The following is an 18,629-nucleotide window of genomic DNA, read 5'->3' as shown; positions in this document are numbered from 1 at the left end:
ATTGATTTCATATCCGGGAGGAACGGCCATTCCTTCCGGGTATTTTTTTGCATTACGTATTAAATTTAAAAGGTTCTACAATATATTCATTCTTTACTAGTTACATAACACTTATTTCCCTTGATAACATAGTTTACATTTCCAACAACTTGCGATATAATCTTCATAACTTCCTCCAGATTCGCCTGTTTGGAGAAGCGGAAACTATATGTATTCTTTTTCAAGCTATGAAGGCTATATACAAAAGCATAAGGAAATTTGCGTTCAAGACTTGTAAAAATATCCTCCAGATACATATTACTAAAAACCAATTCCCCACGTTGCCATGCCGTCACATCATCTATCTCCGGCATCCGCAGGTTGTGCGCTTTCGTATGTTTGTCATATACCAACTGTTCATTAGGCTTTAAAATAATATTGGACAGCAAGTTATTGAATTCAACTTTCACACTACCTTCCAGCAAAGTAGCCATCAGTTCGCTATTTTCCGGATAAGCATTTACATTAAATTCAGTACCTAAAGCAGTAACTTGATAATCATTGGCCTTTACAATGAAAGGATGCTTCTTATCCGGTTTCACTTTAAAGTTGGCCTCACCAATCAAATATACACTTCTAGTCTCTCCTGTAAATTTTTCCGGATATAGTAGTATACTCTTCGAATTCAACATGACATATGTACCATCCGGTAATGTAAGTTCACGAATTTCCGCTGTCGGTATATAGCATTCAACTAAATCTTTTTCCGGCCGTTCCTTTTCCAACATCAAATAAATAGAAACAGATGAGACTGCTAACAATAAAATAGCTGCAGCTCTCCATATAAGCAACTGGTAATTTCTACGTGAAGTGATAGACTGCATTCCCAGATTCTGCCGCATTCGTTGTATTGATTGTTGCATGCCATCAGGCACTTTCTGTTCTCCTGCTTGTTTCCAAAGCTCACGAAGAGCCTCACTCTTTTCATCAACATGCTCCTCATCAGCCAACCACTGTTGCACTTTCTTATGCGTATCGGCTGAATAGTTATTATGGCCGAACAATTCTATGAGTTGTTGAATATAATCTTTCATGAATCTTTTTCTTTCTTTTTGGGCTTTATACACTAAATACAACTACTACATACATACTACTTAAAAATATCAGAGAAAAAAAATAAAAAAGAGGAGTACCTTCTTTAATTCGATCAATGCCAAATAAACCTGATGCTCTATTGTTCGAATAGAAACATCGAGTTTATCAGCTATTTCTTTATGACTTAATCCCCTGAAACGACTTAGTTCGAATATCAACCGACGACGCTTCGGCATCTTCTCTAGTGTCAACTGAATAATTAAGAGCATCTCCTTATAATACACACTATTCAATATCTCTTCCTTTTCTGTCAATTCATAAAGAAAAGTTTTTTCTATAACCTCCGTCTGATATTCTTGCTCTACCTGTTGATGTTTAAAGATGTTCAGAACTATATTTCTAGTCATTATGAAAATGTAATTATCTAGTTCTTTATCATTATCCAGCCATAACTCCGGCTGCATCCAAAGCTTACAGAAAACATCTTGAGCCACATCTTCTGCATCACTTTCAGATTTAAGCAGCATTTGAGCAAAGTTCTTTACTTTCGGAAAATTCACAGTAAAAAACCTCTGAAACTTTAATTCAATCTGCTTGTCGTTATTTTCCATCTCTCTAGTATTTTTCAGCGTTAACGGTTAAATTAAATGTACCATGTATAAGGTTAAAGAAGCGGTAATATAATAATTCATTATAAACTTATAATCTGAAAGCAAAATAAAAGATTAATAATACAATAAAAAAATATTATTACTGTTTTTTGATTTTTTTTCAAGTAGCCATTACTACAAAGCTCCCTCAAACAAAACAAATGTATATTACACACCCATAAAAATAAAAAAGGCTTCATGAATCAATGATTCATAAAGCCTATAAAGAATACTCGTACTCGAAGCGGGACTTGAACCCGCACAGCCGCAATGGCCAAAGGATTTTAAGTCCTTCGTGTCTACCATTCCACCATTCGAGCATCCTTTCAAAGAAAGAGCGGAAAACGAGACTCGAACTCGCGACCCTAACCTTGGCAAGGTTATGCTCTACCAACTGAGCTATTTCCGCGTTTTTTCAACGGGTGCAAAGATAAGTAGTTTACTTGTTTCTGCCAAATCTTTTCGGAGGAAAGTTAAAAAAACTATCCTCCGAAAGTCTATTTTATCTTCCAAGCAGTGCTTTCTCCGCTCTCTCCATTCCACAAAAGTTGAATCCATCGATTACTTGCTGCATCAGTGCAGAGATTTCTGCATTACAAAGGTTACCAATGCTACCTTCATGTGTATGATGTACTTCTTTAGTATGCGAGAATTTACCTGCTTCAATATCCAAACCAACCTTCTTATATGCATCACGGAAAGGCATACCTTCACGTGCCAAACGATTCACTTCTTCCACGCTAAAAATAAGGAGGTATTTATCATCGTCAAGGATATGCTCGTTGACCTTTATTTCATTCATGATGTAAGTTGTCATCTGCAAACAGTCTTTCAATTCCTGAAAAGCAGGCAGGAAAACTTCTTTTATAATCTGTAAATCACGGAAATAGCCAGAAGGCAAATTATTCGCAATCATCATGATCTGTTGGGGAAGCGATTGCAGTTTATTACATTTAGCACGTGTCAGTTCAAAGACATCGGGATTCTTCTTATGAGGCATAATGCTGGACCCCGTGGTACAGTCATCAGGCAACTTGACGAAACCGAAGTTTTGACTGTTAAACATACAGGCGTCAAAAGCTAATTTGGAAATCGTCCCGGCAATCGTAGCCAATGCAAAAGCAACATTGCGTTCCATCTTTCCACGCCCCATTTGAGCATATACAACATTGTAATTCATTGAATCAAAACCCAATAAGTCAGTCGTCATGGTACGGTTCAAAGGAAAAGACGAACCATATCCGGCTGCTGAACCTAATGGATTACGATTGCACATTTTAAATGCTGCCTGCAAAAACAGCATATCGTCCATAAGACTCTCGGCGTAGGCACCAAACCACAATCCAAAAGAAGAAGGCATTGCAATCTGCAGGTGTGTATATCCCGGCATCAAAACGTTTTTATACCGTTCGCTCTGACGGATCAAGACATGAAATAGTTGTTCTACCGCTTCGGCAACCTCTTTTATTTGCGTACGGGTAAAAAGTTTCAAGTCCAACAGAACCTGATCATTTCTGGAACGGCCACTATGTATTTTCTTTCCGATATCTCCCAAACGACGGGTCAACATCAATTCTACCTGTGAATGTACATCTTCCACCCCGTCTTCTATCACAAATTCGCCTTTTTCGGCCGAGGCATAAATACTCTTCAATTCCACCAGCAACTGGTCCAGTTCTTCTTTTGTCAACAACCCAATGCTTTCAAGCATCGTAATATGAGCCATAGAACCAAGCACATCATGCTTGGCCAAATAAAGATCCATCTCACGATCACGACCTACCGTGAAACGTTCGATATCCTTATTTACCTGTACGGACTTCTCCCAAAGTTTCTGTGCCATAAAAAAAAGTTTAATATCCAATAACTGCCAGCATATCAACCATCTTCTCCAAACCTTCCTGGAGAGGTTTCTGTACCATTGCTTTCATAAATGGATTAAGATCCATTCCGATAGTTACCTTCACTTTGCACTCTTCTTCTGCAGTTTCAACCAATTGAATCCACATATTAAAAGGAAGAGGAGAGTTAGTTGTTGCCAACTTTATACATTTACAAGGATCACGCTCTACAATTTGCAAAGTCAACTTTCCGATAGGAGAGACACTAAAACTCAACGTGTCCGAATCAAAACTCAAATCCTGCACCTTATCTTTTGGCAAACGGTCTTTGACTGCTTCCAGATTACTTAAATCTGAAAGTTTATTATATACGCGCTCCTGGCTGTAAGGTATTACCTTGACACTACTCTCAAAATTACTCATAATTTTCTATTAGTATAAAACAAAAAAAGAACAATCCGGCCAAATATTGCCCGAACAGTTCTTTTTACCAAATATGTTTGATCAAAAAATGAATCTTATTTTCCAGCATCCCAATGAGCAGGGTCTTTACGCCATTCGTTCAATGTCTGTATGTCTTCTTCTTCGATATAACCTGTACGAAGAGCAACATCAAGCACGGCTTCATAATTGGTCAACGTTACCAAAGTCACCTTCGCATTTTTGAACGCCTCTTCAGCTACCGGGAATCCGTATGTATACGCTGCAACCATACCGATCACTTCACAACCATCGCGACGAATTGCTTCAACAGCCTTCAAACTACTACCACCAGTAGAAATCAAGTCCTCTACGACTACGACTTTCATACCCGGACGAAGTTCACCTTCAATCAGGTTTTCTAATCCATGATCTTTGGGGGTAGAACGAACATACACGAACGGCAAATTCAATGCATCAGCCACCAAAGCTCCCTGCGGAATAGCGCCTGTAGCCACACCAGCAATCGCATCCACCTGTCCGAATCGTTCTAATATCAGACGTGTAATTTCAATCTTCACAAAATTACGAAGAGAAGGATAGGACAGAGTTTTACGGTTGTCACAGTAAAAGGGGGATTTCCATCCAGAAGCCCATGTAAAAGGGTTAGCGGGTTGAAGTTTAATAGCTTTAATCTTCAACAGTTTCTCCGCAAATAGTCTCTCTAAGTTTTTCATAACTAAACTAACTATTAATTATTTGCCGCAAAAGTACAGAAATTGAACGAGAATAAAAAGAAGAATCCGTTTATTTTTTCAGTCAATTTGTTCCTCTTCATCGGGAATGTCGATACAACGCTTAATATCTTTCAGTTCAAATCCACGACTCATGGCAAATCGCATCAGCTTTCCATTCAATTCATAATCGTCTGCCGCATGAATACTTTTCCGTTTGGAAGCCAGCAGGTCACGCAGAATAGAAAGGTATTCTTCTTCATCAATTTCATTCAGATAACGCCATGCCACATCAGAAGGGATCTTCTTCATGTAAAGCCCCTGGGCTATTTTCATTTTCCCCCACTTGGCAAAGCGGAACTTGTCATTCACAAAAGCCCTGCAGAAACGTTCATCATCAATGAACTTCTCTGATTCCAGTCGGTCAAGAATACGCGCAATGGTATCATAGGCAATTCCCCAACGTTGTAACTTCTCATTTATTTCTGCCCGGCAATGCTCGGCAGTGGAGCAGTAAGAGGCTACGCGATTTAAAGCCTCTTCATCAGTTAATTGTGCACTCATCGGTTAGCTGTAACTATTCTATCTTTTCCAAATATGTCTTTTATAACACGAGCATCACGATATTGGTTCATTTCAAGTATGTGTGCTGTTTCCCGGCCATAGGCCTGGTTGATTTCAAAATAAAGTTTCCCACCCGGCAAGAGTAATTCACTTCCCAGACGGGCTATACGATTATAAAACCGTAAAGGGTCCTCGTCAGGAACGAACAGGGCCAGTCCCGGTTCCCAATCAAGGACATTGGCGTCCATTTCGTTCTTTTCCGTTTCGGTCACATAAGGCGGATTACTGACGATCACATCAAAAGACGGCACCTTTTCCCAGTCATCGGACAATACATCTCTTTGCAGAAATCTCACCCCGGCTTCCAAATCTTCATTGTTTTTACGGGCAATAGCTAACGCTTCTTCCGAAATATCCCAAGCTTCTACTTCTATATCCGGAAGTTCTTTATCCAGAGAGATCGCAATACATCCGGTTCCCGTACCTATGTCTAACAGATGACGGGCATTCGGATTCTCCTTTACTATTAATTCCACGAGTTCCGCGGTCTCCGGTCGAGGGATTAATACGCCGGAAGCAACCTTAAAATTCCTTCCACAAAACTCTGCAAAACCGCGAATGTACTGTATAGGTTCATTTTTCTGTAAACGGAATATAATGTTTTCTAATTCACGCTGTTTGCATTCGGATAAAATTATATCTTTGCCCATGTAAATATCGAGCGCATCTAAGCCTAACATGTCGCAACAAATCAGCATCGAAAGGGCTTTTACCTCCTCCGGTGGATAGATTTCCTGCAAAGACTGGCGAATGTAAGCGGTGATACGATTCATATTTTCACAATTTCGGAGTGCAAAAGTAAGAATAATATGGCGAAGAGCACCAAAATGGAAGAAGAAAAATACATGAGGCGTTGCATTGAGCTTGCAAAGAACGGGTTATGCAATGTGTCTCCCAACCCGATGGTAGGGGCTGTTATCGTATGTCACGGACGTATTATCGGCGAAGGTTATCACATTCGCTGCGGAGAGGCACATGCGGAAGTCAATGCAATCCGTTCTGTCAAAGATGAGTCTTTATTGAAACATTCTACGATTTATGTCAGTCTGGAACCTTGCTCCCACTACGGGAAAACACCTCCTTGTGCGGATCTGATTATAGAGAAACAGATTCCACGCATTGTTATCGGATGCCAGGACCCCTTTTCTGAAGTAGCCGGACGGGGGATTCAAAAACTACGGGATGCCGGACGAGAAGTTACAGTCGGCATATTAGAGGAAGAATGTCAATCACTGATTCGTCGTTTTATTACTTTCAATACACTTCATCGGCCTTATATTACATTAAAATGGGCAGAGTCAGCCGATCGGTTTATTGATATAGAACGTACAAGTGGAATGCCTTTGATACTCTCCTCTCCTCTCACTTCAATGCTAGTACATAAAAAAAGAGCGGAGGCCGATGCTATTATGGTAGGCAGGCGAACAGCTTTATTGGATAATCCGTCGCTAACGGTACGCAACTGGTATGGACATAATCCAATACGTGTCGTATTAGACCGCACATTATCTCTTCCGAATGATTTACAAATATTCGATGGGAATGTACCAACATTAGTTTTTACTGAAAAGAAACAGCCAGCAAGAACCAACATCACATATATCTCCATCGACTTCAATCATAACCCACTGGAGCAGATTATGGAAGTACTGTATCAACGGAAAATACAATCCTTATTGGTAGAAGGAGGCAGCCAATTGCTGCAATCGTTCATTAATGACGAGCTATGGGATGAGGCGTATATCGAGAAGTGCCCCAGCAGACTACATTCCGGTGTTCAAGCACCCCAAATGAACGATAATTTTAGTTACTCGATAGAAGAACACTTCGAAAGACAATTTTGGCATTATGTTCATCGGATATAGCTAAAATAGTTCTATTCAGGGGGTTTTACGTCGATAAAAACAGTGTTATTATCTATAATTTTATATAAAACTTACCTGTAATGTTCATTATCGGAAAAAATGTTTCTATTTTTGCAACTTGTAAATAAACACAATCTTTCAAATGAGAATAAAGTTTTTATCATTCATAGCGAGTTTTTTCATGGTGTCATTTGTTATAACGTCATGTCTTGATGACGATAATAACATCGAATATAGTCCGGATGCAACTATCCATGCGTTTGCACTTGACACAGCAGGCCTTGGGAGTTATAAATTCACTATTGATCAATTATCACGTGAAATTTATAACGAAGACTCTCTTCCTGTTCATGCCGATACCATCATTGACAAGATTTTAATCAAAACATTAACAACGGCATCAGGCGTCGTTACAATGAAGGACAAAAGCGGAAACGATTCCGTCTTAAACATCAATGATTCGATCGATCTTCGGAATCCACTTAAGATAAAGGTATGGTCGACAGAAGCCTTAGCGGGAATATCTCCTAATCAAACTAAGGAATATACTATTAAGGTAAATGTACATCAGCATGATCCGGATTCGTTGAGATGGGAGTATATAGAAGGAGCTGGTGACAATAATATAATTGGTCTTCAAAGATCCATTATTTTAGGGTCTAATGTCTTAACATATACAGAAACGGCATCAGGACTTAAAGTATATAAGAACACACTTAGTGGTTTAAACAATTGGTCTCCTAATTCGATAGTAGGAATAGAGAATTCTATAAAAACATTACCCACCTCTATCATCGAATTCAAAGATATGTTGTATGCAACGTTTAAAGATAATAACAATACTGTATACGCCTATACATCAGAAGATGGTATTAATTGGAGTGCGCTAACTTCTTTAACCAATATTGAACTGTTCTTAGCGCCTATCAAAGAGAATTTTGACTCTGAAAAGAATACAAGGATTAGTTATATCAAAAAAGTTAATGATAATAAGTATATTTTCACAACCAGTACTGATGGAGTAAATGAGGAATACGCTCTATATGACAACAACAAAAAATATCTTGATGGAGAAACCAGAAAAAAATTTCCAAGTAAAATCACCTCATATACCAATTATGAGAATAGGAATGGAACTCAAGGTGTGCTATTAATTGGTGAAGCGGAAAAATCTACCACTCTTTCAAATGATGGCACTGACATTGCGATAGCTGTCGCATGGATGTATTCTGAAGAATCTCGAGAGGTCAACAAATTGAATGAGAACAGAGAGCCAGTTTTGGACGACAATGATACCCCTATTAAAGAAAATATTATAGTAAGCGGATGGGGAGATCTCCCTGCCGGTTCAACCTATAGATATTGCCCGGAACTAAAAAACCCTATTATTATTCATTATAATTCTCAATTTTATCTATTTGGAGACGGATTTGAAGCATTCTATACTTCACCGTCAGGACGTGAATGGGAAAAAGCTAATAAAAAGTTCTCATTCCCTCATCAAAATTGGTCTAAAGAGAACACTGGATATGATCCTATTAAGTTCCCCGAATTTAGAGGCAGAAAGAACTTTTCCATGGTAGTGGACACAGAAAAAGATGCCCAGAACAGAGCCAATAATTATTTAGTATTCATATTCGGCAAAGACGACAATGTTAGCTTTGATGAAGAAGTAGAAAAAGAAGACAGCTCACGAGCTACTACCACAGTAAAACGCCCATATAGTCATAATTCAGAAGTATGGCGTGGTCGCTTGAATCAGCTATGGTTTGATAAAGATCCGGAACATGCCGGGAAATAAAAACGTATACGTTTAAAATAAGAAGATGTCCTATATAGAACAAATAGACAAAACTCGGATACCACAACACGTAGCCATCATTATGGATGGGAACGGACGATGGGCAAAACAACGAGGGGAAGAACGTACTTACGGTCACCGTGCTGGCGCAGAAACGGTACAGAAGATTACTGAAGATGCTGCCAGACTGGGGATTAAGTACCTGACACTTTATACCTTCTCAACCGAGAACTGGAATCGGCCGCAAGACGAGATAGCGGCTTTGATGAATCTATTGCTAGAATCTATTGAAGAAGAGACACTGATGAAGAACAATATTCGCTTCAACGTAATCGGTGATTTCAAGAAGTTGCCTGTTGAAGTTCAGAAAAGTTTGACATCATGTATAAAACGCACATCCAAGAATAGTGGAATGTATATGGTACTAGCTCTTAGTTACTCATCCCGTTGGGAAATAACTGAAGCAGTACGGCAAATAGCGACGCAAGTAAAAACGGGAGAAATATCTCCCGAACAAATAACCGATGAGTGTATCTCATCTCATCTGGATACTAATTTTATGCCCGATCCGGATTTACTGATCCGAACGGGAGGAGAAATCCGGCTAAGCAATTACCTCCTATGGCAATGCGCTTATTCGGAGCTTTATTTTTGTGATACCTTCTGGCCGGACTTCGACAAAGAAGAATTCTACAAAGCCATTTGGGAATATCAACAAAGGGAACGCCGATTCGGCAAAACCAGTGAACAGATCAGCTAATATAACTCGAAACATCAAATTATAACATAAATGCATTATCGTATTTCCTTTATATTCATAACGTTTGTCTGCCTGTGCAGCTTTGCGACAACAGGCTTTGCGCAAAATGCTAACACTGATGAAGACTCGAAACCTGTCATCTTATACTCCGGAACACCCAAAAAGTATGAGATAGCAGATATTAAAGTCGAAGGCGTAAAGAATTATGAAGACTATGTATTGATTGGACTATCCGGACTATCGGTAGGACAGACAATTACTGTGCCGGGTGACGAAATTACTGGAGCAATCAAACGTTATTGGCGTCATGGCTTGTTCTCAAATGTACAAATCACAGCCGAGAAAATTGAAGGTGACAAAATCTGGTTAAAAATCAGTCTGACACAACGCCCACGTATCGCAGATGTACGCTATCATGGTGTGAAGAAGTCGGAACGTACCGATCTTGAAAGCAAGCTGGGAATGGTAAAAGGTATGCAGATTACTCCGAATACCGTAGACCGTGCCAAGACATTAATCAAACGTTACTTCGACGATAAGGGATTCAAAAATGCAGAAGTAATCATCTCGCAGAAAGACGATCCATCCAGCGAAAATCAGGTGATCGTCGACATTGATATCGACAAGAAAGAAAAAATCAAAGTACACGAAATCCAAATCGTTGGTAATCATGCAATCAAGACTTCCAAGCTGAAGAAAGTTATGAAGAAAACCAATGAGAAAGGTAAACTTCGTAACCTGTTCCGCACCAAGAAATTCGTGCCAGAGAACTTCGAGGCAGACAAGCAACTGATTATCGACAAATATAATGAGTTGGGATACCGTGATGCAATGATTGTAAAAGACAGCGTTTCACAGTATGACGAAAAGACTGTAAACGTTTATTTGAATATAGACGAGGGACAAAAATATTATCTGCGTAACGTTACATGGGTAGGTAACACTCTCTATCCGTCAGAACAGTTGAACTTCCTGCTCCGCATGAAGAAAGGTGACGTATACAACCAGAAGTTATTGAACGAACGTGTTTCTACAGATGATGACGCTATCGGTAACTTATACTACAACAACGGTTACCTGTTCTATAACCTTGACCCGGTAGAAGTAAATATCGTTGGCGACTCTATCGACCTCGAAATGAGAATCTATGAAGGCCGTCAGGCTACTATCAATAAGATCAAGATCAGTGGTAATGACCGTTTGTATGAAAACGTCGTTCGCCGTGAACTTCGTATTCGTCCGGGACAATTGTTCAGCAAAGAAGACTTGATGCGTTCTTTGCGTGAAATTCAGCAGATGGGACACTTTGACCCGGAAAAACTGCAACCAGATATTCAACCGGATCCGATGAACGGAACTGTTGACATAGGTTTGCCTTTGACTTCCAAAGCTAACGACCAGGTGGAATTCTCTGCAGGTTGGGGACAGACGGGTATTATCGGTAAGTTGAGCTTGAAGTTTACCAACTTCTCTGTAGCCAACTTGTTGCACCCGGGTGAAAACTACCGTGGTATACTTCCTCAAGGTGATGGTCAGACATTGACTATCAGCGGACAGACGAACGCTAAATACTACCAATCATACAGTATTTCATTCTTCGATCCATGGTTTGGCGGTAAACGTCCGAATTCATTCTCTGTATCGGCATTCTTCTCTGTACAGACAGATATCAGTAGCCGTTACTACAACTCCAGCTACTTCAACAACTACTACAACAGTATGTATAGTGGCTACGGTGGTTATGGTATGTACAACTATGGTAACTATAACAACTACGAAAACTATTATGACCCTGATAAATCTATCAAGATGTGGGGACTTTCCGTAGGTTGGGGTAAACGTCTGAAATGGCCGGATGACTATTTCACTCTTTCTGCAGAATTAGCTTACCAACGTTATAACTTGAGCGACTGGCAATACTTCCCGGTCACCAACGGTAAATGTAATGACCTTAGCATTTCATTGACTTTGGCTCGTAACTCTATTGACAACCCAATCTTCCCTCGTTCGGGTTCAGATTTCTCACTGTCAGTTCAGTTCACACCGCCTTACTCGTTGATGGACGGTAAAGACTATAAGGGATATTACAGCAACCCTGAAACAGGTAGCATTACCCAGGACAACATGAATAAACTTCATAAATGGATAGAATACCACAAATGGAAATTCAAAGGCAAAACATATACTCCGCTGATGGATCCGGTTGCTCATCCTAAATGTCTGGTATTAATGACACGTACGGAATTCGGTCTGTTAGGTCACTATAACCAATACAAGAAATCTCCGTTCGGTACATTCGACGTAGGTGGTGACGGTATGACCGGTTATTCAACTTATGCAACTGAAAGTATCGCTTTGCGTGGTTACGAAAACAGCTCATTAACACCATACGGTTCTGAAGGTTATGCCTATGCACGTCTCGGTATCGAATTGAGATATCCGTTGATGCTGGAAACAAGTACTAACATTTATGTGTTAGGTTTCCTTGAAGCAGGTAACGCATGGCATGATATCAAGAAATTCAATCCATTCGAGTTGAAACGTTCTGCCGGTGTCGGTGTTCGTATCTTCCTTCCGATGATTGGTATGATGGGTATTGACTGGGGTTACGGTTTCGACAAAGTATTTGGTTCTAAACAATATGGAGGAAGCCAGTTCCACTTTATCTTAGGACAAGAATTCTAATGTATCATCAAAAACTAAACGTTATGAGAAAGTCTGTTCTATTAATCATGATGCTATTTGCTGTCAGCATGGCAGCAAATGCACAGAAATTTGCACTGATCGATACGGAATATATTATGAAGAATATTCCGGCAGCTCAAAGCGCTAACGAGCAAATGCAAGAAGCTACGAAGAAATACCAGAGTGAAGTAGAAGCTCTGGCTAAAGAAGCACAGAAGATGTTCCAGGATTACCAGGCAAAATCTTCCACTTTTTCTGCCGCACAAAAAACAAAGACAGAAGATGCAATCGTAGCGAAGGAAAAAGAAGCAGCCGAGCTGAAGCGTAACTACTTCGGTCCGGAAGGCGAATTAGCCAAGATGAGAGACAAGTTGATTACTCCGATTCAGGATGATATTTATGAAGCAGTGAAAGCTATATCACAGCAACATGGATATGATATGGTAATTGACAGAGCCTCTGCTACAGGTATAATATTTGCAAATCCACGCATAGATATTAGTGATGAAATCCTAAGAAAATTAGGATATTCAAATTAATTTCATACATTTGCAGCTGGAAATAACTAAAAATCATTCAAATAAATTATAGAACTATGCTAAAAAAAATTGCACTTGTAATGTTGCTTGCACTCCCAATGGGTGTATTTGCACAGAACCTGAAATTCGGCCACATTAATGCACAGGAAATCATCACTGTGATGCCGGAATTCACCAAAGCTCAAAATGATATTCAGACTTTAGAAAAACAACTTACTGCCGAACTACAGAGAACGCAGGAAGAATTCAACAAGAAATATCAGGAATTCCAACAAGCTATCGCTAAGGATTCTCTTCCTCCTAACATCGCTGAAAGAAGACAGAAAGAGTTGCAAGATATGATGCAGAGACAAGAGCAATTCCAACAGGATGCTCAACAACAAATGCAGAAAGCTCAAAATGATGCAATGGCTCCTATCTACCAGAAGTTGGACAATGCTATCAAAGCAGTAGGTGCTGCTGAAGGTGTGATCTATATCTTCGACCTGGCAAGAACTTCGATTCCTTATGTAAACGAATCACAGAGCATCAACTTGACTAGCAAGGTAAAAGCAAATCTTGGTATCAAATAAGAGCTGACCAAGAATAAAGAAATACCAAAAGGGAAAGAGAAAGAAGGATCATCTTCTTTCTCTTTCCCTTTTTTTGGTGTACATTTGCGTATATAAATCAAGTGTGTCATGAAGCAACATCTATCCCATACGCCCGGACCTATCGGAGTATTCGACTCCGGATACGGAGGTCTGACCATCTTAGACAAGATTAGAGAAGTATTACCGGAATATGATTATATCTATTTGGGAGATAATGCACGTGCCCCCTATGGGACACGTTCTTTCGAAGTCGTATACGAATTTACCCGGCAAGCCGTCAACAAACTGTTTGATATGGGATGCCATCTGGTTATATTAGCTTGCAATACTGCTTCCGCCAAAGCCTTGCGCAGCATTCAGATGAATGATTTACCCCAAATCGATCCTGCCCGCCGTGTGCTCGGAGTCATCCGCCCCACTGTAGAATGTGTTGGAGAGATTAGCAAGAATCAGCATATCGGCGTACTGGCAACAGCAGGCACCATCAAATCCGAATCGTATCCATTAGAAATACATAAACTATTTCCTGAAATTCAGGTTAGCGGGACAGCATGTCCGATGTGGGTATCCTTAGTTGAGAATAACGAATCACAAGACGAAGGAGCAGACTATTTTATCCGGAAGTACATCGACCAATTACTGTCAAAGGATCCTCAAATAGATACTGTCATCCTCGGATGTACCCATTTCCCTATACTCCTACCTAAAATCCGGCAATACATCCCGGATCATATCAGTGTAATTGCACAAGGAGAGTATGTTGCAGAAAGCCTGAAAGACTATCTGAAAAGACATCCCGAAATGGATGCCAAATGTACCAAGAATGGCAACTGCCAGTTTTACACGACCGAAGCGGAAGAAAAGTTTTCAGAATCGGCCTCTACTTTCCTGAAACAGCAGATTAGCGTAAAACATATCACACTCGAATAATTTTTAAGAAAATAAATAACCATTTCTCTCTCTTTTTTGTTATATTTGTAGATAACAACCCCTAATAAGTAAGATCATGAAAGAAGAAGATTATAGCAAGGCAATAGAAGTATTCTCCGGATCCCCCTGGGAAGCCGAGATCATTAAAGGGTTATTAGAAAGCAATAATATCCGTTGTGTAATCAAAGATGGAATTATGGGGACATTAGCACCCTATATCGCTCCTTCCGTATCCGTCCTCGTGACAGAGGAAGAATACGAAGCAGCCACCGAGCTAATCAGAAGCCGAGACGAGAAAGGTAGCGATTGATACGGTCCAGTCCTTCTTTGATATTCTCCAATGAGTTTGCATAGGAGAAGCGTACATATCTTTCACCTCCCGTACCAAAGTCCACCCCGGGAGTAATGCCGACATGCGCATGTTCGAGTACATCGAATGCAAAGCGATAAGAGTCGGTAGTAAATTTGCGTGCGTTGGCAAAAATGTAAAATGCTCCTTGAGGTTCTACTTTAATCTCAAACCCCATTTCCCGAAGACGAGTAATCATGTACCGGCGACGCTCATCATAAATCTGTTTCATCCGTTCCACATCCGAATCAGCCTGCCGCAATGCAGCAATCCCAGCCTGTTGGGCAACGCTGGACGCACAAATAAATAGATTTTGCTGCAACTTCTGCAAAGAACGCATACAAGATTTAGGTGCAATCAAATAACCCAGCCGAAGACCTGTCATCGCAAAACGTTTAGAAAATCCGTTCAAGACAAAAGCCTGATCGGTATATTCAAGAATGCTGTGCGCACGTCCTTCATAGACAAGTCCATGATAAATCTCATCCGAAATAACAGGAACTCCCAGTGCTGCCACTTCTCTCAAGAATTTTTCATCCAGCAACATTCCGGTCGGATTCATCGGAGAATTAATAAAGATAGCCGCTGTATGTGGATTCACACATTTACGAATAGCTTCTATGTCGTATTGCAGATATTCTTTAGACAAAGGAACCAAAACGGGTTTAGCCTGGGTAGCCAACACAAAATTACGGTAACAAGCGTATCCCGGATTGGAAAGAATCACTTCACTATCCGTATTACAGAGCAACATCAACGCAAGAAGAATGGATGGAGAAGAGCCGGAAGTCACCACAATGCAATCCGGATCTACCGTCACTCCATATTCCCGTAGATAAAAAGCAGCAATTTCCCGCCGGAGTTCCGGGTCCCCCAAAGAATGTGTATAGTGAGTAAGATGACGATCATAAGCCGCTTTTGCTGCTTCCGACACACAAGACGGTACATCAAAATCGGGTTCACCAACTTCCAAATGAATAATATCAACACCTTGTTTCTGTAATTCGTTTGCCCTCTCCAACACATCCATTACGATGAAGGAGGTCATCTGTTCTACTTGTGGATTTGTATGTTTCATTGTTTATCTTTTCTCTATCTGGCTGCAAAGATAATTCTTTTTAGCCTGTTTAGGTAGCATATCGGCAAAAAGCTCTATATTTGTGCTTTCAAATCGTTAGTAAGGATGAAACAGGAATTTACACGAATCGCAGTAAAAGTAGGAAGCAATGTATTGACACGCCGCGACGGAACGCTGGACGTTACCCGTATGTCGGCACTTGTTGACCAGATAGCGGAATTACATAAGTCCGGGGTAGAAATCATTTTGATTTCTTCGGGAGCTGTTGCTTCCGGACGCAGTGAAGTGCATCCGCAGAAAAAACTCGATAGTGTAGATCAGCGCCAATTATTTTCTGCTGTGGGTCAGGCCAAACTAATCAACCGTTACTACGAACTTTTCCGTGAGCACAATATACCTGTCGGCCAGGTACTGACAACGAAGGAAAGTTTTGGAACTCGCCGCCATTATCTGAATCAGAAAAATTGCATGACGGTAATGCTTGAAAACAATGTCATTCCTATTGTCAACGAAAACGATACGATTTCCGTCAGTGAGCTGATGTTCACCGATAATGATGAATTGTCCGGACTCATCGCTTCGATGATGGATACGCAGGCACTCATTATCCTAAGTAATATTGATGGGATTTACAATGGTTCTCCTTCCGATCCAAACTCTTCTGTTATCCGGGAGATCGGTCACGGCAAAGACTTATCCAACTATATTCAGACAACTAAGTCCAGTTTCGGACGGGGGGGGATGTTGACGAAAACCAATATTGCCCGCAAAGTTGCTGATGAAGGAATTACAGTGATTATTGCCAACGGGAAGCGGGATAATATTCTGGTAGATTTATTACAGCATCCTGAAGAAACTCTTTGTACACGTTTTATACCATCAAACGAACCGGTATCCAGCGTCAAAAAGTGGATTGCCCATAGCGAAGGTTTTGCCAAAGGGGAAATTCACATCAACGAATGTGCGACAGAAGTTCTAAACTCTGAAAAAGCTGTCAGTATCCTCCCGATTGGAATCACTCATATTGAAGGTGAATTTGAGAAAGATGACATTGTACGTATCATGGACTTTCAAGGAAACCAGGTTGGCGTTGGAAAAGTGAACTGTGACTCCAAACAGGCACAAGAAGCGATTGGCAAGCATGGAAAGAAACCAGTAGTACATTATGACTATCTATACATTGAATAATTAATAATAAGAATTTCTGTTTTATCCGATTTTAGACTAAAATTAGCTTGTTTCTGTACGGTTTTCACCACAGAGTACACAGAGGTGAATCTTGTTCATGACTGCACGGTAATAAACTGTTTCATCCTATTCTAGCAAGGGGATATTCTCACTGCAATGAGAAAAAGTTCTCATTGTAATGAGTATTTCTTCTCATCCCTATGAGTATTTTTTCTCATAGGGATAAGTATAGTTGAGAATGTTTACGGAAGTTTTTTTGAATTATAATTGTATGAGTTTACCTCATTTCTGCACCCAAATGAAGCTCTTATTCAGGTAGAATATTAGCTTCTTTAGTGAAGATAAGCGCTTTTATTTTCAGTTATATAATGTATTATAGATAGACATCTGCAACATAAATACAGGGACTTTATTTGCAAAAAACTATTAATAGCAGTATATTTGCCCTCTAAACAAACAATATAATCCCCATGCTACTAAAACATTGGAACCTTATACTCATATTTTTAACATTCTCAATTATATCTTGTGAGAGCAGTAAGAATGAACCTGAAGTAAACAGTACACCGTCATTTCCTGTCGGCAGAGAGTTTAATGTCAGTTTAAATATAGCTCCTTTTCTTGAAGTAGCCGAACAACCTTTAAGCCGTTCCACCTCCACGGTGGCTGACGGAATATATGCAGTTAATGTTTTTTGGAAAGGAAAAGGCCTGACTTCTTTTCAGCCCTATGCTTCAGGCCTTTTCGATAATCCATATCGAGTAGAAATCGGGTTAATCGAAGGATATGTGTATCGCTTTGACTGCAGCTTCCTGGGATATAAAGACCGCCCATATTATACAATACAAAGTGACAGCATACTTTATGGACTTCCTTTTTCATCTACTCTGCAGAAAGAGGTGAACGGGTTAGTCAACAACGATTTAAAGATTTCAATCAATCCCCTGAATATCAATGGGGCATTTCACCAACATATTTACAAAGGAGAAATGCATATAAAATGCGATAGTACTAGTACTCACCCTACCGTCAAACGCTTTTTCGGCAGTGAGCAATTGGACTTTTCAAATCCCAATATGAATACCTCCGTTTCAATGACATTGAAACGTGCTTATTATTCTATACAATTCGTTACAGACGAACTTGCACCGGGTGACTCCATCAAAATTAAAGCAGCGGACGTTGCTCCATTTTATCTACTATATTCCAAAGATGGAACATCCCGGACGGAGGAACGAATTATCTCTATGTACGATATATCCGACTATTATACGGCCAAACTTAAGGAAGAAGAAACAATCGCTTTCACTATTTCCTACCGCCCGGCCAATGAAGAGAAATGGTATTCTCTATATACCAATCAAAGTATTAAAATGAAAAGAAACAAAAAGAACATAGTCAAAATAGTCAAGATAGATGAGCATATAGGGGATGCTACTATCTCTTTTGGTGAAGAAGCAGAAATGGAAGAATCAGAACAAGAAATAGGGAAATAATT

18 protein-coding genes and 2 tRNA genes are annotated in these 18,629 nt (G+C 40.0%); 10 read left to right on the top strand and 10 right to left on the bottom strand.

Features of this window, described 5'->3' with window-relative positions; genetic code table 11:
• Positions 1 to 86: 86 nt before the first annotated feature.
• The 9 genes from AB5217_RS15090 to prmC form a co-directional block, all read right to left on the bottom strand.
• Entirely contained in the window at positions 87 to 1,073 is a 987-nt protein-coding gene (locus AB5217_RS15090) for a FecR family protein (RefSeq protein WP_004305023.1), read from the bottom strand.
• Between the two features lie 69 nt (positions 1,074 to 1,142).
• A complete protein-coding gene (locus AB5217_RS15085) occupies positions 1,143 to 1,685 on the bottom strand; it encodes an RNA polymerase sigma-70 factor (RefSeq protein ID WP_004324601.1) in 543 nt (180 codons plus the stop codon).
• Between the two features lie 275 nt (positions 1,686 to 1,960).
• Positions 1,961 to 2,044: transfer RNA gene (locus AB5217_RS15080), tRNA-Leu, on the bottom strand.
• Positions 2,045 to 2,060: 16 nt separating this feature from the next.
• Positions 2,061 to 2,133: transfer RNA gene (locus tag AB5217_RS15075), tRNA-Gly, on the bottom strand.
• Positions 2,134 to 2,226: 93 nt separating this feature from the next.
• Positions 2,227 to 3,567 carry an argininosuccinate lyase gene (gene argH / locus AB5217_RS15070; protein WP_004324598.1) on the bottom strand — a complete coding sequence of 447 codons (1,341 nt, stop codon included), beginning with the start codon at positions 3,565 to 3,567 and terminating at the stop codon, positions 2,227 to 2,229.
• A 10-nt stretch (positions 3,568 to 3,577) separates the two neighbouring features.
• On the bottom strand, positions 3,578 to 3,988 hold the full coding sequence (locus tag AB5217_RS15065; protein ID WP_004299788.1) for an SRPBCC family protein: 411 nt from the start codon (positions 3,986 to 3,988) through the stop codon (positions 3,578 to 3,580).
• Positions 3,989 to 4,083: 95 nt separating this feature from the next.
• The gene (gene pyrE, locus AB5217_RS15060; RefSeq protein ID WP_004299787.1) at positions 4,084 to 4,722 is read right to left on the bottom strand and encodes an orotate phosphoribosyltransferase; all 639 of its coding nucleotides are present in this window, start codon (positions 4,720 to 4,722) and stop codon (positions 4,084 to 4,086) included.
• A gap of 78 nt (positions 4,723 to 4,800) precedes the next feature.
• Positions 4,801 to 5,283, bottom strand: coding sequence for a regulatory protein RecX (locus AB5217_RS15055; protein WP_004299786.1), 483 nt, complete (start codon positions 5,281 to 5,283; stop codon positions 4,801 to 4,803).
• Positions 5,280 to 6,116: a peptide chain release factor N(5)-glutamine methyltransferase gene (gene prmC, locus AB5217_RS15050; protein ID WP_004324597.1), complete on the bottom strand. Its 837-nt coding sequence runs from the start codon at positions 6,114 to 6,116 to the stop codon at positions 5,280 to 5,282. Before prmC ends, AB5217_RS15055 begins: the two co-directional genes overlap by 4 nt.
• 36 nt (positions 6,117 to 6,152) lie before the next feature.
• Between prmC and ribD the strand changes: the two genes are divergently transcribed.
• From ribD to AB5217_RS15010, 8 genes are all read left to right on the top strand, one after another.
• On the top strand, positions 6,153 to 7,208 hold the full coding sequence (gene ribD / locus AB5217_RS15045) for a bifunctional diaminohydroxyphosphoribosylaminopyrimidine deaminase/5-amino-6-(5-phosphoribosylamino)uracil reductase RibD (protein WP_004324596.1): 1,056 nt from the start codon (positions 6,153 to 6,155) through the stop codon (positions 7,206 to 7,208).
• Between the two features lie 142 nt (positions 7,209 to 7,350).
• Entirely contained in the window at positions 7,351 to 9,009 is a 1,659-nt protein-coding gene (locus AB5217_RS15040; RefSeq protein ID WP_032842969.1) for a DUF6242 domain-containing protein, read from the top strand.
• A gap of 25 nt (positions 9,010 to 9,034) precedes the next feature.
• Positions 9,035 to 9,769, top strand: coding sequence for an isoprenyl transferase (locus AB5217_RS15035; protein ID WP_004324594.1), 735 nt, complete (start codon positions 9,035 to 9,037; stop codon positions 9,767 to 9,769).
• A 30-nt stretch (positions 9,770 to 9,799) separates the two neighbouring features.
• Positions 9,800 to 12,454 carry an outer membrane protein assembly factor BamA gene (gene bamA, locus AB5217_RS15030; protein WP_004324593.1) on the top strand — a complete coding sequence of 885 codons (2,655 nt, stop codon included), beginning with the start codon at positions 9,800 to 9,802 and terminating at the stop codon, positions 12,452 to 12,454.
• Between the two features lie 23 nt (positions 12,455 to 12,477).
• Complete coding sequence (locus AB5217_RS15025) at positions 12,478 to 12,993, top strand: OmpH family outer membrane protein (RefSeq protein ID WP_004305030.1); 516 nt, start codon at positions 12,478 to 12,480, stop codon at positions 12,991 to 12,993.
• A gap of 56 nt (positions 12,994 to 13,049) precedes the next feature.
• A complete protein-coding gene (locus AB5217_RS15020; RefSeq protein WP_004299779.1) occupies positions 13,050 to 13,565 on the top strand; it encodes an OmpH family outer membrane protein in 516 nt (171 codons plus the stop codon).
• Positions 13,566 to 13,673: 108 nt separating this feature from the next.
• Complete coding sequence (murI, locus tag AB5217_RS15015) at positions 13,674 to 14,516, top strand: glutamate racemase (RefSeq protein ID WP_004310502.1); 843 nt, start codon at positions 13,674 to 13,676, stop codon at positions 14,514 to 14,516.
• A 76-nt stretch (positions 14,517 to 14,592) separates the two neighbouring features.
• Complete coding sequence (locus AB5217_RS15010) at positions 14,593 to 14,826, top strand: DUF2007-related protein (RefSeq protein WP_004299777.1); 234 nt, start codon at positions 14,593 to 14,595, stop codon at positions 14,824 to 14,826.
• Here AB5217_RS15010 and AB5217_RS15005 read toward each other — a convergent pair.
• Entirely contained in the window at positions 14,795 to 15,943 is a 1,149-nt protein-coding gene (locus AB5217_RS15005) for a pyridoxal phosphate-dependent aminotransferase (protein ID WP_032844822.1), read from the bottom strand. The genes AB5217_RS15010 and AB5217_RS15005 overlap by 32 nt on opposite strands.
• Before the next feature lie 105 nt (positions 15,944 to 16,048).
• Here AB5217_RS15005 and proB point away from each other — a divergent pair, with 105 nt between their 5' ends.
• The gene (gene proB / locus AB5217_RS15000) at positions 16,049 to 17,131 is read left to right on the top strand and encodes a glutamate 5-kinase (RefSeq protein ID WP_004305033.1); all 1,083 of its coding nucleotides are present in this window, start codon (positions 16,049 to 16,051) and stop codon (positions 17,129 to 17,131) included.
• Positions 17,132 to 17,601: 470 nt separating this feature from the next.
• Positions 17,602 to 18,627: a hypothetical protein gene (locus AB5217_RS14995; RefSeq protein ID WP_004299774.1), complete on the top strand. Its 1,026-nt coding sequence runs from the start codon at positions 17,602 to 17,604 to the stop codon at positions 18,625 to 18,627.
• The last annotated feature ends 2 nt before the right edge of the window (positions 18,628 to 18,629 follow it).

Source organism: Bacteroides sp. MSSM.1001136sp1_RTP21357st2_D2_RTP21359_211015 (genome assembly GCF_040913205.1).
GTDB lineage: Bacteria > Bacteroidota > Bacteroidia > Bacteroidales > Bacteroidaceae > Bacteroides > Bacteroides ovatus.
This window is presented reverse-complemented; position numbering and strand designations above follow the sequence as displayed.